This window comes from Aliiglaciecola lipolytica E3 (genome assembly GCF_000314975.1).
GTDB lineage: Bacteria > Pseudomonadota > Gammaproteobacteria > Enterobacterales > Alteromonadaceae > Aliiglaciecola > Aliiglaciecola lipolytica.
The window spans coordinates 1-14,270 of sequence record NZ_BAEN01000027.1; the positions used below are offsets into that span (position 1 = coordinate 1).

The 14,270-nt window shown below is 42.0% G+C and carries 15 protein-coding genes; 9 read left to right on the forward strand and 6 right to left on the reverse strand.

The features are described 5' to 3' along the window. Nucleotides 1-214 precede the first annotated feature (214 nt). The 3 genes from GLIP_RS06295 to GLIP_RS06305 all read left to right on the forward strand — a co-directional run bounded on the left by GLIP_RS06295 (nucleotide 215) and on the right by GLIP_RS06305 (nucleotide 3,304). On the forward strand, nucleotides 215-1,909 hold the full coding sequence (locus GLIP_RS06295) for an Lcl C-terminal domain-containing protein (RefSeq protein ID WP_153886288.1): 1,695 nt from the start codon (nucleotides 215-217) through the stop codon (nucleotides 1,907-1,909). Nucleotide 1,910: 1 nt separating this feature from the next. Further along, complete coding sequence (locus GLIP_RS06300; protein WP_008843763.1) at nucleotides 1,911-2,417, forward strand: Lcl C-terminal domain-containing protein; 507 nt, start codon at nucleotides 1,911-1,913, stop codon at nucleotides 2,415-2,417. Nucleotides 2,418-2,506: 89 nt separating this feature from the next. After that, nucleotides 2,507-3,304, forward strand: coding sequence for a DUF2884 family protein (locus GLIP_RS06305; protein ID WP_008843764.1), 798 nt, complete (start codon nucleotides 2,507-2,509; stop codon nucleotides 3,302-3,304). 12 nt (nucleotides 3,305-3,316) lie between these two features. Here GLIP_RS06305 and hemW read toward each other — a convergent pair whose 3' ends face one another. The 3 genes from hemW to queC are packed head-to-tail and all read right to left on the reverse strand — an operon-like array spanning nucleotide 3,317 to nucleotide 5,744. Continuing rightward, entirely contained in the window at nucleotides 3,317-4,456 is a 1,140-nt protein-coding gene (gene hemW / locus GLIP_RS06310) for a radical SAM family heme chaperone HemW (RefSeq protein WP_008843765.1), read from the reverse strand. Continuing rightward, nucleotides 4,453-5,073, reverse strand: a complete 621-nt coding sequence (locus tag GLIP_RS06315; RefSeq protein ID WP_008843766.1) for an XTP/dITP diphosphatase — start codon at nucleotides 5,071-5,073, stop codon at nucleotides 4,453-4,455. The genes hemW and GLIP_RS06315 overlap by 4 nt, the downstream gene beginning before the upstream one ends. Nucleotides 5,074-5,087: 14 nt before the next feature. Then, nucleotides 5,088-5,744, reverse strand: coding sequence for a 7-cyano-7-deazaguanine synthase QueC (gene queC / locus GLIP_RS06320; RefSeq protein WP_008843767.1), 657 nt, complete (start codon nucleotides 5,742-5,744; stop codon nucleotides 5,088-5,090). Between the two features lie 106 nt (nucleotides 5,745-5,850). On the opposite strand from queC, the gene queE reads away from it, so the two are divergent. From queE to GLIP_RS06335, 3 genes are read left to right on the forward strand one after another with little or no spacing between them, the layout of a single operon-like run. Next, entirely contained in the window at nucleotides 5,851-6,534 is a 684-nt protein-coding gene (queE, locus tag GLIP_RS06325) for a 7-carboxy-7-deazaguanine synthase QueE (RefSeq protein ID WP_008843768.1), read from the forward strand. 14 nt (nucleotides 6,535-6,548) lie between these two features. Next, on the forward strand, nucleotides 6,549-6,965 hold the full coding sequence (locus tag GLIP_RS21360; RefSeq protein ID WP_008843769.1) for a hypothetical protein: 417 nt from the start codon (nucleotides 6,549-6,551) through the stop codon (nucleotides 6,963-6,965). A gap of 2 nt (nucleotides 6,966-6,967) precedes the next feature. Continuing rightward, nucleotides 6,968-7,810 (forward strand): type 2 periplasmic-binding domain-containing protein, encoded by an 843-nt coding sequence (locus GLIP_RS06335; protein WP_008843770.1) that lies wholly within the window; start codon nucleotides 6,968-6,970, stop codon nucleotides 7,808-7,810. A 314-nt stretch (nucleotides 7,811-8,124) separates the two neighbouring features. Here GLIP_RS06335 and asnB read toward each other — a convergent pair whose 3' ends face one another. Further along, nucleotides 8,125-9,792 (reverse strand): asparagine synthase B, encoded by a 1,668-nt coding sequence (asnB, locus tag GLIP_RS06340; protein ID WP_008843771.1) that lies wholly within the window; start codon nucleotides 9,790-9,792, stop codon nucleotides 8,125-8,127. A gap of 439 nt (nucleotides 9,793-10,231) precedes the next feature. On the opposite strand from asnB, the gene GLIP_RS06345 reads away from it, so the two are divergent. The 3 genes from GLIP_RS06345 (at nucleotide 10,232) to GLIP_RS06355 (ending at nucleotide 12,837) form a co-directional block, all read left to right on the forward strand. After that, nucleotides 10,232-10,978, forward strand: coding sequence for a glutathione peroxidase (locus GLIP_RS06345; protein ID WP_008843773.1), 747 nt, complete (start codon nucleotides 10,232-10,234; stop codon nucleotides 10,976-10,978). Nucleotides 10,979-11,407: 429 nt separating this feature from the next. Then, on the forward strand, nucleotides 11,408-12,430 hold the full coding sequence (locus tag GLIP_RS06350) for an alpha/beta hydrolase (RefSeq protein ID WP_008843774.1): 1,023 nt from the start codon (nucleotides 11,408-11,410) through the stop codon (nucleotides 12,428-12,430). Nucleotides 12,431-12,537: 107 nt separating this feature from the next. Continuing rightward, nucleotides 12,538-12,837 carry a hypothetical protein gene (locus GLIP_RS06355; protein ID WP_040522146.1) on the forward strand — a complete coding sequence of 100 codons (300 nt, stop codon included), beginning with the start codon at nucleotides 12,538-12,540 and terminating at the stop codon, nucleotides 12,835-12,837. On the opposite strand, the gene GLIP_RS06360 is transcribed toward GLIP_RS06355, so the two are convergent. Both GLIP_RS06360 and GLIP_RS06365 read right to left on the reverse strand, forming a co-directional pair. Next, nucleotides 12,815-13,477 carry a YceH family protein gene (locus tag GLIP_RS06360; protein WP_008843776.1) on the reverse strand — a complete coding sequence of 221 codons (663 nt, stop codon included), beginning with the start codon at nucleotides 13,475-13,477 and terminating at the stop codon, nucleotides 12,815-12,817. The genes GLIP_RS06355 and GLIP_RS06360 overlap by 23 nt on opposite strands. Nucleotides 13,478-13,491: 14 nt before the next feature. After that, on the reverse strand, nucleotides 13,492-14,270 hold a 779-nt coding region (locus GLIP_RS06365), incomplete at its 5' end, for an alpha-1,6-glucosidase domain-containing protein (RefSeq protein WP_040522148.1).

Sequence of the window (14,270 nt, forward strand, 5' to 3'; positions counted from 1 at the left end):
TGTCGATTCAAGCAACTGGAGTCGGTACAGGTAAAATTAAGCGAATTTGAAGAAAAGTTCAAAACAGCAAAATAGCACAAACTTAATAATTTTTTTGGTATACAAATTGCTCCGTTCAAATAACAGCGAATAAACTCAAGACGACAGATTCACGTCGCTTTTTCCATTCGTTTTTTTAGCAAGATTTATAGATGGGGTTACTTTGAGCCAAATAATGTTAAGTAAATCATATCGGATGGTAGGTGTTTTTTGCATTTTGTTGTTGCTTGCGGGCTGTTCTGGCAGTGCGTTGGATAGCGATACTAATCAGCCTACTCCCAGCGTATTGGTAAATGCAGGTGCTAATCAAACCGTAAACGAGCAAAGTAGTGTCGTACTTAATGGAACAGCTCAAGGTACTACAGACACATTAACTTACTCATGGAGTGCTTCGCCAGCACTGAACATAACTCACGAAGATATAAGCTCTCCAGCGGCCACATTTGTTGCCCCTACCACCACAGAAACAATTACGTATGTATTAACCTTAGTGGTAACAGACGGAAACGGAAACCAGGGCTCGGATACGGTTGAGTTTCAAATTGTTGCGGTTAACGAAGCGCCAAGTGCAATTATTACCGTTTTTGACCCTATTATAAACAGCGCTTTCCCCGCGGGAATAGAAGTGACATTAGATGGCAGTGATAGTTCCGATGTTGATCCTGCGGATAGTCTTGACCCTATCGCGGCATGGCGCTGGCAACAAACTGCCGGAACCGACGTATTAAACAATGTCAGTTTAAACGGAGATAGTATTGCCTTTGTCACGCCTATCTTAGACGATCCCAACTCGTTGAGTTTTGAGTTAACCGTGACTGACCAAGAGGGCGCGCAAGATTCAGTCACTATTACACTTGACGTATTAAGTGCAAGCCAAACTCAACCCACCGTTGATGCAGGCGTTGACCATCAGGTTTTTTCAGGTGAAATTATATTACTGACGGGCGAAGCAAGCACCAGTATTTCATCCGGTCTACCGTTAACCTTTGATTGGTTAAATGATTCAGAACTTGTACCTGTTATCAATAATCGAAGTGCTGAAAAGACCTACGCTATAGCGCCTTTGGTAACCCAAACTGAACTGGTTACTTTCACGTTATTAGTAACGGATGCGTTTGGCAATGAAGTAGAAGACAATATCAATGTGCGCATTAAGCCATTACCGCTAAGAAACATCAATGATACGGGCGTGACCTTGCAGGCGTCGTTAACCCAAAACGGCACACAACATCAGTCGGCATTTCCGGGGCAAGATGGTCAACGCGGTCAAGATATCATCAGCGAAAATGGATTACTTGAAAAAGCCGGAAGAGGCGAGCAAGGGTTTGATTTTACTAAATTAGATGCTATTGGCGACGAACAAGACGAGACAAGTCAGGATTGGAGTTGTGTACGTGACAATACCACTGGCCTAGTGTGGGAAGTGAAAACGGATGATATCGGTTTACATGGCAACGAACATAGTTTTAATTGGTATCAAGAAGAGTTAAACGGCGGATTTGAGGGAAACGTTGGCAGTGCGGGCTTAACCTGCAACAACAGCCAGTGTGATACTGAAGCGTATGTCGCAGCGGTGAATCAAGCAGGACTGTGTAATTTTTATGATTGGCGTTTGCCAACACCTAATGAGTTGCTTTCTATCGTGCACTACGGCAATGTTACCGGCACAAAAATCGATTTAAATTATTTCCCGAATACCAATGATTTTGTAACCTCGCCACTATGGTACTGGACTAGCCAGCCTAGCGCAGACGGCGTTTCGGATGACGCCTCACAAACGGCATGGGCGATTGATTTTACGACTGGCAATGACAACTTTTTAAACAAGTCTAGCCTAATCAAAATACGTTTAGTTCGGGGAGGTCGTTAATATGAAAATCACTTGTGCAGCGTTATTAGTGTCTTTAGTTAGCTTGAGTACAAACGCTCAAACCTGTTTGTCTGATTCACCTGAAACGGCACCTGCTACTCAATTTGTAGATAACGGTGATGGCACCGTAACCGATTTAACCCATGGTCTAATGTGGATGCAATGCAGTCTCGGTCAAACATGGGAAAATGGCACTTGCTCAGGTGATGCAGATGCGCTGAACTGGCAGCAGGCACTTCAGCAAGCTCATGGTTATGAATTTGCGAGTTTAGATGGCTGGCGATTGCCTAACGTAAAGGAATTGGCGAGCCTCACCGAAAGACAATGCGTGCGTCCCGCAATTAACGAGACTCGCTTCCCGAATACCCCTTCAGATGATTTCTGGAGTTCAACTCCATCGTTATCTGATCCCCAACGAGCTTGGGTAGTGGCATTTTTTAACAGCAGTAACTCGATTAAACAAAAAGACCTATTTGTTTTTGTGAGACTGGTTCGCACTGCCGATTAACCTGAATTTTATCCGGCTTGTCTCGTCGATACTTTTTTTCCTAACCAATTCAGTCCACAATAGCAGCTGAGTTACTTTAGGTGAGTATGATGCGAGCTTTGTTGTTTATTGTATGTTTGATTAGTCCGTTGACCAGTTTTGCGGATCTCAAATGTGACATTGATCTAAAATACGGTGTGGTGGTGAACGATCGCCAAATCCGCATAGTAGGTGATCAAAGCCGAACTATGTATCAAATAAACGATACTAATCAGTTGATTGTATTGGGTGATGTGATTGAACTAAATCCACAACAACTCGCTGAACTTCACGACTTTTCCAGTGGTATCCATTACGTTGTCCCTAAAATGATTATCTTGGCTACAGAAGGCGTTGAGCTTGCGGTAGAAACTGTCGAAAACGTATATCAGGGACTAGTTGGTGCTGATAATACCAATTACGAAAAAGTGCAATCTTCTTTGCAAAGGGTGCAAGACCGCATCAAGAAAAAATTTATTCACGCCGATGAAAACTTTTATATCGGCCCAGGGCGCTTAGAAAACGTTAATGATTTAGTCGATGAAGAAATAGAAGAGCAGCTTGAAAAAGCCTTCAATACATCGTTAGGTGGTGTGTTATCTACGATCGGTGGGTTGACCGAAGGTGGTAGCGAGGAAACAGATCAAAAAACGGATGATTTATCTCAACGACTTGAAGCGATGGGTCAAGAATTGGAGCGACAAGTAGGCTCTAAAGCGCAATATTTGCGTAAAAAAGCCCATTGGTTTTGTAAAAAGATGAATCATTTAGATCAAATTGAAGAAGGGTTACGTGCGAGTATTCCGCAACTAAAGGAAATCAATGTGATCACGACTTCTAAAATAAACGCGAAAGAACCAACTAAATAAACCTGAACCACTTCACACTAAGGTTTCCAAAAGCGTATTTAAATATCGTTTACCCAGTGCTGTTAATTGCCATTCATGTGGAGAATCTGTCAACAGCCCTTTTTTCACTGCGTTGTCTAAATTTGCCAACAGTGTTTTGTCTAACGTTAACCCAGTCAACTTCTCATAATCCTGTTTTGGGCAGGGTTCTAAAAGTCTTAGCCGGTTCATAAAAAACTCAAAAGGTAAGTCCTCAGCACTCACTTGCCAGGTTTTGAAGCGGTAGTCTTTGCTTAAATCCATGTAGCCGCGAGGGTGTTTGACCTTTTCACTGCGCGTAATCACTCCGCTGTTTGGGTCGCTAATTTTGCTGTGGGCACCACAACCAATACCTAAGTAATCTCCGAATCGCCAATAATTGAGATTATGTTGGCACTGTTGTTCAGGCAAACTATAGGCACTAATTTCGTATTGCTTGTAACCTGCTTCTGTGAGTAAAGCCTGCCCTTGTTCTTGAATATCCCACAATATGTCATCATCAGGTAGCGTAGGCGGTTTAGAGTGAAATTGTGTATTTGGCTCAATGGTTAATTGATACCAAGATAGGTGTGGTGGACGCTGACTGATGGCAGTTTTGAGGTCGCTTAAGGCATCATCTATCGATTGATTTGGTAGCCCGTGCATTAAATCTAAGTTAAAACTTTTCAGCCCAGCTTGTTGTGCATATTGGGCAGCATTTAGCGCTTGTGGACCATCGTGGATGCGACCCAACGCTATTAGTTTCTGAGGCTGGAAACTTTGCACTCCAATTGAAATGCGATTGACCCCAGCGAGGCTAAAGTCTTTAAATTTTTGACTTTCTACTGTGCCGGGATTCGCTTCTAAGGTAATTTCGGCATTTGCTGCTAAGTCGACTCGCTGCGCTACGCCTGCTAATAGAGCGCTCAGCGCTTCAGCGCTAAGTAAACTTGGTGTACCGCCGCCAATAAAAATAGTCTTAACCGTGCGTCCTGATACCTGCTTTGCATCAATTTCCAAATCAGCGAGTAGGTGCTGAATGTACTCTTTTTCTGGTATGGCTTGTTTTAATCCGTGCGAATTGAAATCGCAATATGGACACTTTTGCACACACCAAGGAATGTGAATGTAAAGTGATAAAGGAGGAGCAATCAATCCATTAACCCAAGTTTATCCGACAAACAATCAAGCAGTTTTGCCATAGCTTTACCACGGTGGCTGAGACGGTTTTTCACTTCTGCAGGTAATTGTGCCGCAGTCTGATTTTGTGACGATACCCAGAAAACCGGATCATATCCAAAGCCTTTCTCTCCGCGCCGCACTTGACTGATATGTCCGTGCCATTCGCCTTGACAAATAATCGGTGTAGGATCTTCGGCTGACTGCATAAAAACAATCACGCACAAAAATCGCGCAGTTCTATTCTCTTCAGCTACGTTTGCAAGAGCTTGTAAAAGTTTGTCGACGTTTTGTTGATCACTGGCATCATTGCCAGCATAACGCGATGAATAAACCCCAGGTTCACCACCAAGCGCATCCACTGCTAGACCAGAATCATCGGCAATGGCGGCAAGACCTGTTAATTTGGCGGCATGACGCGCTTTAATGATGGCATTTTCAACAAATGTGGTACCGGTTTCGTCAGCATCCGTAAGGTCAAATGCGCTTTGCGGAACCACTTCGTATGGAAAGTTTTCTAGCAGTCGTTCAAATTCTTTTACTTTGCCTTTGTTGCCTGTGGCTAATACGATTTTTTGTTTTTCTGTCGACATCTTAGTTACTCGATTTATTCGTAGGCGAGGGGATCGGTGGCTTGGTTTTTGGCGAATGCTTCTAAACGTTCTTGGCAGGCACCACATTTACCGCAGGCTTTTTCGCGACCATTGTAGCATGTCCACGTTTTCCCATAATCTAGTCCCATTTTTAAACCATCGGTAAGTATGTCAATTTTGCTCACATCTAAGTATGGGCAGGCAATTTCTACAGCTTCGTAATTGGCAATGGCACACACATCATTCATTTTATGTACAAACTCTGGTCGACAATCTGGGTAAATAGCATGGTCGCCAGAATGAGCACCGTAAAACACTTTTTTGGCTTCCAGAGAAACCGCATAGCCGACCGCCATCGACAACAAAATCATATTGCGATTTGGCACTACCGTTTGTTTCATGCTGTCTTGTTCGTAATGACCTTCTGGGACATCTATGTCTGAGGTTAAAGATGAGCCGCCAATTAATTCGTTGATCGCAGATATATCAACAATTTTATGAGCCACGTTTAATTCTTTGCACGCATTGGCAGCATAGGTTAGTTCTTTATTGTGACGTTGCCCATAGTCGAAAGACAAAGCATAAACTTCATAACCTTCACGTAATGCCTTGTTTAATACCGTGTATGAGTCCATTCCCCCTGAAAAAATAACCACTACCTTTTGTGACATTTGTCTCGCTTCTCTATAATCTGTTATTTAAATGCAGTTATCGATTATTGACTGCAATGTTAGAATGGCGAATTATGCCGATCAACACGCCCTAAAGGAAGCCTAATTGCAAACTCCCACAGAATATAAAATAAATGAAGTGTTCGAATCCATCCAAGGCGAAGGTGCGTTAACGGGGGTGCCTTCCATCTTTGTCAGGTTACAAGGTTGCCCCGTAGGTTGCGCTTGGTGTGATACCAAACATACTTGGACCTTAGATGAGCAGTTTCAGGTAAGCTCAGAACAAGTGATGGCTGAATCGGGTGAGTCTGAAAATTGGTTTGCCACTTCAATAGAGCAGCTATTGAATTTATTTGACAGGCACCAGTACCAGGCTAAAAATATCATTCTTACCGGCGGTGAACCGTGTATGTATGATTTACGGCCATTATGTAAAGCATTGTTTGATAAAGGTTATACGGTTTCAGTGGAAACCAGTGGTACTTATGAGATAAAAGTCACGCCAGAAACTTGGGTAACGGTTTCGCCTAAAGTGGATATGAAAGGTGGATTTAAAGTACGCGAAGATGCAATTTTACGCGCCAATGAAATAAAGCATCCAGTTGCAATGGAAAAACATATTGAAGAGCTTGAAAATTTGCTAGTGTGGGCCACGCAAATACCAGCACCACTGGTTTATTTACAACCAATTAGCCAACAAAAAAGAGCAACTGAATTAGCGGTAAAGACCTGCATTGCAAAAAACTGGCGGTTATCTTTACAAACCCATAAATTTATTGGCATCGAATAAAGGAGTTATTAATTTTGGATCGGATTGAGCAGTTTTTTAAGGGGTATGCGACTACTTTGGATCAAGGATTATTGGTTCAGTTGTCGGACTTTTCGGGAAAATCATTGGTATTTGTTACCGATGATACCAAACAAATTTGTCACTCTGATGCTGAAATTATTAACGTACACGAAACAATTTTAAAAGCTTTACAAGCCGGTAGTGTAACTAAACATGTACCTAAAATTATTCAATCCATGCGACTTTCAGAAAGTGTACTTTTTGTTAAAGTAAGATGGGATCTTTATGATCAGAATGAGAAATTGCTATTTAGCTGCTATTGTTCTTATACGTTACAAACGGACGAAGAAACGTTGTTTAAAATTCTGGTCATCGTGTTAGATGACGAACAAAAACAACTCAGTGAATTAATTAAGCAATTCTGGAATTAAGCATGAAATGGATATTGGGAGCGTTATTTAGCGTGGTACTTTGCCAGACGGCAATTGCCGCTACGTGGGAAATTACCTATCCTCGCCCAATATCTGAAGATGATCACCGCCAAGATTATCCGGTAAAATTGTTGGCCTTAGCGCTAGATCAAACAGGCGTTAAGTATAAACTTCAGCCCGCAAGTGTGGTGATGTTACAAGACAAAGCGTTAAAGCAGCTCGCTGAGAACCGTTCTGTTAATGTGGTTTGGAGTATGTCTGACATTGACCGTGAAAGTCGCTTGCTGCCTATCCGCATTCCTATTTATAAAGGGTTGATCGGTTGGCGAGTCTTTTTAGTGAGAAAAGATAAGTTAGCTAAGTTTCGTAACATTAATACGTTGCAAAGCCTATTAAAATTCAAACCAATTCAAGGTTACGATTGGCCTGATACCAAGATTTTGCAATCTAATGGGTTTGATGTGCTTACATCGAAGAGTTATGCCGGTTTATTTACCATGTTGGCGAGTAATCAAGGAGACTTCGTACCTCGCTCTTTGGTAGAAGTATGGAAAGAATACGATGCCCAGTTTATGGATGAATCAATCGTTGTAGAGCCTACATTAGGTATTAAATATCCTGCGGCTATGTATTTTTTCGTCAATAAAAGCAATCGCACGCTAGCTAAATTATTGGAAAATGGTCTTGAAAAAGCTGTGGCTAACGGACAATACGACGTATTATTTGAACAAGAGTTTAGAGACATATTCGAGCGCTCTAATATGGACAAGCGCTTTTTTTTCCAAATTGACAATCCATTGAATGCCCCCGCCACACCCATCGACCGCGAAGAACTCTGGTACTAAGGCTACTACCACCCCGCGCGGCTAAAGCCACGCCTACAGGTGGCCGGTTCGTGCATTGTAGCCCGGGATTTATCCCGGGAGATGTTTTAAATCATCGAAGGTTGTAGCCCGGGATTTATCCCGTGGATGTTTGAATCATCAAAAATTGTAGCCCGGGATTTATCCCGTGGATGTTTGAATCATCGAAAGTTGTAGTCCGGGATTTATCCCGTGGACGTTTGAATCATCGAAAGTTGTAGCCCGGGATTTATCCCGGGAGATGTTCTAAATCATCGCGCGGCTAAATGCCGCGCCACAAAGTGATAGGAAGGAAATTACGCTTTACCGTGAACGCTTATCACCGAACGACCAGATGGGTCGGCCATATTTTTAAAGCTTTCATCCCATTCCAAAGCTTCGACTGTACTACATGCAATTGATTTTCCGCCTGGAACGCAGTTCGCTGCACTTTCTTGCGGGAAATATCCTTCAAATATCGTACGGTAGAAATAACCTTCTTTAGTATCAGGCGTGTTATGCGGGAAACGGAACTCAGCTGTGGCCAATTGTTGGTCTTTCACTTCGTTATCCACATACTCTTTAATTGAATCAATCCAAGAGTAACCTACACCATCACCAAACTGTTCTTTTTGACGCCATAATACTTCAGCTGGCAAATATTCACCGTTATCAAAGGCTTTACGTAAGATCCATTTTTCCATTTTCCCATCAAGGCACATTTTGTCTTGTGGGTTAAGGCGCATGGCTACATCAAGAAAGTCTTTATCCAAGAAAGGTACACGTGCTTCTACTCCCCAAGCGGCAGTAGCTTTGTTTGCTCTTGCGCAATCAAACATGTGTAGACGGTCAAGTTTGCGGACTGTCTCTTCATGGAATTCTTTAGCATTTGGTGCTTTGTGGAAATATAAATAACCACCAAAAATTTCGTCAGCACCTTCACCAGAAAGTACCATCTTAATACCCATGGCTTTAATTTTGCGACTCATTAAATACATCGGAGTTGCTGCGCGAATTGTCGTGGTGTCGTAGGTTTCAAGGAAATATATTACGTCACGAATAGCATCAATCCCTTCTTGAATAGTGAAGTGGATTTCGTGATGTACAGTACCAATCATGTCAGCTACTTTTTTAGCAGCTTGCAAATCAGGCGCACCTTCTAAACCAACCGCAAATGAATGCAGACGAGGCCACCATGCGTCTGATTTATCTTCGTCTTCAATGCGTTTCGCGACGTATTTTGCTGCAATCGCTGACACCAAAGAAGAGTCTAAACCACCTGAAAGTAACACTGCGTAGGGTACATCGGACATCATGTGTGACTTCACTGATTTTTCAAACGCGGTTTTTAAATCATTTAAATCGGTTGTGTTATCTTTAACCGCATCGTAAGACATCCAATCGCGCTGATAATACTTTTTCAATTCACCTGTTTTACTCCACAGGTAGTGACCTGGAGGAAATTCAGATACGGTTTTGCAAACCGGTACTAATGCTTTCATTTCTGACGCAACATAGAAGTTTCCATGCTCATCAAAACCAGTGTACAAAGGAATAATGCCGATGTGATCGCGGGCAATTAAGTAAGCGTCTTGTTCTTCATCATATAAGATAAACGCAAACATGCCCTGAAGTTCATCGATAAACTCGATTCCTTTTTGCTGATACAAGGGAAGGATGACTTCACAATCAGATTTTGTTTTAAAATCATAAGGTTGCTCTAGATTCTTTTCTAAAGCCTTATGATTGTATATTTCACCATTTACCGCTAATACGTGGTTATTATTACGGCTTATTAAAGGTTGCGCGCCAGTATCAACGTCAACGATCGCAAGGCGCTCGTGACTCAATATTGCGTTATTATTATTCCAAATTCCTGACCAGTCAGGGCCACGATGGCGTAGCAATTTGGAAAGCTCTAACGCTTGCGTCCTAAGTTCTGTTACATCAGTTTTGATGTCCAGAATGCCGAATATTCCACACATAAAGGTTTATCTCTCTTGTTTCCAGGTTGAAGTAAGGGAAAAGTATCGCAACAATGAGGCTGATTAAGGAAATAACTTTTTCGAACAACTCAGATTTTTATGACGTATATCTTTTTCCAACGGGTGAATTTGCCAGTATGAGCAAAAATTGCAAGGATAAAATGTCATTTATCTACAATTATTTTGATTATTTGAACATCAGTAAGTGCTTTTTATGAAATACAACGAAAATCACCCTTTGGTGTAACCTATGCTTAACATAACAGCGTAATTATATGAGTGTTATGCAAATTGGAACAGTTGATAATTAGGTGAGCGACACAGAAATTAAATTTAATCTAATTTTTAGATTGAAATGATTTATTTTAATCATTATTAATATTTGAAAATAAGTCTATACTGACCGACATCAGTTAATAAATATCAAACGGAGTTTTAAATGACACAAGCTAATCCAAATTTTGAAGATAAGTCTGGCCAGAAAGTTCCATCTGTTACATTCCGCACGCGTAAGAATGACGAGTGGATTAACGTGACCAGTGAAGAGCTTTTTGCAGGTAAAACAGTAGTCGTTTTCTCTTTGCCTGGTGCATTCACGCCAACGTGCTCATCAACGCATTTACCGCGTTATAACGAATTGGCTAAAACATTCAAAGCTAATGGCGTTGATGACATCGTGTGTATGTCAGTTAACGATACTTTTGTTATGAACGCATGGGCAGCAGATCAAGAAAGCGATAACGTGACCTTGATTCCTGACGGTAATGGCGAGTTTACTGACGGCATGGGCTTGTTAGTAGACAAGAATGATTTAGGGTTTGGTAAGCGAAGCTGGCGTTATTCGATGTTAGTTAAAGACGGTGTGGTAGACAAAATGTTTATCGAGCCTGATTTACCGGGTGACCCGTTTGAAGTATCAGACGCTGACACCATGTTGGAATACCTGGCGCCTGGCGCAACTAAGCCGCAAGCGGTTAGTATTTTTACTAAACCTGGATGTCCTTACTGCTCTAAGGCAAAAGCCTTGTTAAAAGATAAAGGCTATGATTTCGAAGAAATCGTAATGGGAGCGGGCGCAACATTGACTTCGCTTAAAGCAGTTAGCGGTCGTGACACGGTTCCTCAGGTGTTTATCGGTGGTAAGCATATTGGCGGTAGTGATGATTTGGAAACTTACTTCAAATAATCAATATGTATCTTGAGTGTAATGAAGGGCGATTTATCGCCCTTTTTTGTTGCCTATGGATAATCAAGAGACAGAGTAGCAGTTTATAGCCCGGGATTTATTCCAGAGGGATGTTTGAATCATCGGAAGTTGTAGTCCGGGATTTATCCCGGAGGAATGTTTAAACCTCGCGCGGCTAAAGCCACGCCAACAGGTGGTTGGTCCGCGAGTTGTAGTCCGGGATTTATCCCGGAGAAATGTTTAAATCTCGCGCGGCTAAAGCCACGCCTACAGGTGGTTAGTTTGTATGGTGTAGCCCGGGATTTATCCCGTGGAAATGTTTAAACCTCGCGCTGCTAAAGCCACGCCTACAGTTTTCGTAAAAAAACGTAGCAATGCGATTAGGTGCTGTTTATAGTGTTTTGATTGAATCTAATGTAGTCCAATTTTATGTCGAAGTTATCATTAATACTATTAGGATGGTGTTTTTTAGGCGGTCAATTAGCGTTTGCTGCCGAACCAGAATGGCTGAGTCCTTTTGAGTCATTTTATGCAAAAGAATTAGGTAGTACTCAGCCCTGTGAAGTTGAAAAAAAATCAGTGTACAGAGTTTGTTCCAAAGCACTGAAAAACGATGGCAATGCTGCTTATGTTTATCATCACAATCAACCTACTCAGACTACAGTTGTATTATTTCATGGGTTGAGTGATTCCCCCTTCTTTTTTGATTCGATTGCCCCTGTTCTTCATGAACTAGGTTATACCGTAATTGTTCCATTATTGCCTGGACATGGAAAAGTTGACGCTGATGATGATATGGAAGACGGAGGTTTAGCCAAGCGCTGGACGGCTCATGTCAATGAAGTCATGGAATATGCCTATTCACTTAGTCCAGATGTATATATTGGTGGATTCTCAACCGGTGGAGCGTTATCTACACAGCATGTGCTAAATCATCCTGAACAACAAAAAGGGCTTTTGTTATTTTCTGGCGCATTAGCTTTGGATGAGTCTGTCGAAAACATGGCTGGTATTTGGGGAATTAAGTCGCTAGCTAAATTGCTTGATTGGAGCTACGAAACTCAAGGACCTAATCCCTATAAATATCCTTCTGTTTCACGTCATTCTGCGTTTATGTTAACTGACATTATTTTTGATGTGAGGGAAAAACTAGAAAACGGCAATGTACCAAATTTACCTATATTTTCGGCGCATTCTTTAGCGGATTCCACAACGCCAATTCAAGGAGTGAAAAATCTTTTAGATTTAAACAAAGGCGAAAATGATACATTTTTTATCTCTAAGGATTACGATGTTTGCCACGCTGATTTAGTGGTAAGCGAATCACAGTTAATTGCAATGAAATATGATGCGTCGCAAGTAGATGCGACTGAACCTTGCAAGGTGCCAAGAGCCAATCCGCAACATCGCGAAATGATAGAGGCGTTGGTTAGTTTTCTGAAAACGCATTAATCAAATCCTGTAGCGCGGGATTTATCCCGTGGAAAGTACAAACCTCGCGCGGCTAAAGCCACGCCTACAAATGGTTGGTTTACGAATTGTAGCCCGGGATTTATCCCGTGGAAAGCGCAAACCTCGCGCGGCTAAAGCCACGCCTACAAATGGTTGGTTTACGAATTGTAGCGCGGGATTTATCCCGTGGAAAGCACAAACCTCGCGCGGCTAAAGCCACGCCTACAGGTGGTTGGCTCGTGAGTTGTAGTGCGGGATTTATCCCGGAGGAAAGTTTAAAACCTCGCGCGGCTAAAGCCACGCCTACAGGTGGTTGGCTCGCGAGTTGTAGTGCGGGATTTATCCCGGAGGAAAGATTAAAATCTCGCGCGGCTAAAACCACGCCTACATGCCTAATTCTTCTTTAAATTGCTGGATTTGTTGTTTCAACTCTGCAATTTCAGCTTCTAGTATATCTACACGTTGTGCTAACGAACTTTGCGGTGCTGAAGACGTTACCGCACTTTCTTGGACGGATTCAAATTCGCTGATATCCGGTTCGCCTGAAAACATATGCATGTATCTTGATTCGCGTTTTCCGGGTTCTCGCGGAAGTTTACAGACTAAACATTCGCCATTTAACGTCTTCATATATTCAAGCGTGGCTTCTACTTCGTCTACATTCTTGAACTCGGCAAGACGATTTGTACGGCTACGCAGTTCCCCGGGAGTTTGCGGGCCACGCAACAACAAAACACACACAAGCGCAAATTGTTGCCGAGTTAGTTTTAAATCACCAAACTCAGTATTGCAAAAACGATGTTGATATTTCGCCACGCGACTGCCGAAGCCACTATGTTCATTAATTTGTTTAAGCTCTCTAAGCTCATCCACAGCCTGTTGAACTTCTGATTCTGATAAGTTCAAAACAGGGTCACGATTACTCTTTTGGTTGCACCCTAAAGTTAAAGCATTAATCGACAGTGGGTATTGGTCTGGTGTAGTGACTTCTTTTTCAAGCAGCACACCTATAACTCGACACTGAATTGGCGTTAATTGCACTAACATCTCACTTCCTCTTATTATCGAACAAAAACTGCGACAGTTAACGCAGGGATAGTAAACCCATCTACATTAGCAGACGCTGTTTTTACTACCGGATCAGAACCTTTTTGCTGTATTGGGTGTAGCTTATATTGTTCCGCACCCAGCATTTCAAAGGTTTGAGCCTGTGGATTATGATTAAAAATCACCATGATTTCTTCAAAATTAGGATCGAGATCTCGTGAATAAGGATCATTAATCGCCATTACAATCAGTCCAGCTTGTTGAGATGGTCCGGTATTTAAAAAAGTCACTCTACGTAAAATTTGATCTGCAGTTTGCAAACTGAAAAGTGGCGTTGAAGTGCGAATTGTCAAAAAGTCCATAAATACATCTGAACTGAACTGGATATCTTTTGGCGTCACAATATCACGACCTTCATTCTGTTCAATAATATTTGAAATTAATGACCAGTTAGCTTTGTCTTTTTCTGCTGGTGGCAAGCCAACATTATAGTTATTTGTCTGTTTGGAAAAGTCCACTTTATTAAACCAATCGCCGTAATCATAACTATCGCGCAAGAATGATTTGGACCGTAATAGCTCACTGCCCATGTGCAAGAACGGGATGCCTTGGGCCATCAAAGGATAAGCAAGCGACATGATTTGCAAGCGAACTCGTTGTTCTGTGGTGGCTTGAAAGGGCAGGCGATACTGATTGTTATCCCATAACGTTTGATTATCGTGTTTTGATACATAATTAATAGTATCTGCGGGGTCTAGAGCGTAACCGGTAGGAGAGCCACCATAATCAATAT

Bases quoted from the DNA above. Each gene is read 5' to 3' on its own strand.
- queC (WP_008843767.1), bottom strand. From the start codon at position 5,744: ATGTCACAAAAGGTAGTGGTTATTTTTTCAGGGGGAATGGACTCATAC.
- GLIP_RS06305 (WP_008843764.1), top strand. From the start codon at position 2,507: ATGCGAGCTTTGTTGTTTATTGTATGTTTGATTAGTCCGTTGACCAGT.
- GLIP_RS06345 (WP_008843773.1), top strand. From the start codon at position 10,232: ATGACACAAGCTAATCCAAATTTTGAAGATAAGTCTGGCCAGAAAGTT.
- GLIP_RS06315 (WP_008843766.1), bottom strand. From the start codon at position 5,073: ATGTCGACAGAAAAACAAAAAATCGTATTAGCCACAGGCAACAAAGGC.
- asnB (WP_008843771.1), bottom strand. From the start codon at position 9,792: ATGTGTGGAATATTCGGCATTCTGGACATCAAAACTGATGTAACAGAA.
- GLIP_RS06300 (WP_008843763.1), top strand. From the start codon at position 1,911: ATGAAAATCACTTGTGCAGCGTTATTAGTGTCTTTAGTTAGCTTGAGT.
- GLIP_RS06350 (WP_008843774.1), top strand. From the start codon at position 11,408: ATGTCGAAGTTATCATTAATACTATTAGGATGGTGTTTTTTAGGCGGT.
- GLIP_RS06360 (WP_008843776.1), bottom strand. From the start codon at position 13,477: ATGTTAGTGCAATTAACGCCAATTCAGTGTCGAGTTATAGGTGTGCTG.
- GLIP_RS06335 (WP_008843770.1), top strand. From the start codon at position 6,968: ATGAAATGGATATTGGGAGCGTTATTTAGCGTGGTACTTTGCCAGACG.
- GLIP_RS06295 (WP_153886288.1), top strand. From the start codon at position 215: ATGTTAAGTAAATCATATCGGATGGTAGGTGTTTTTTGCATTTTGTTG.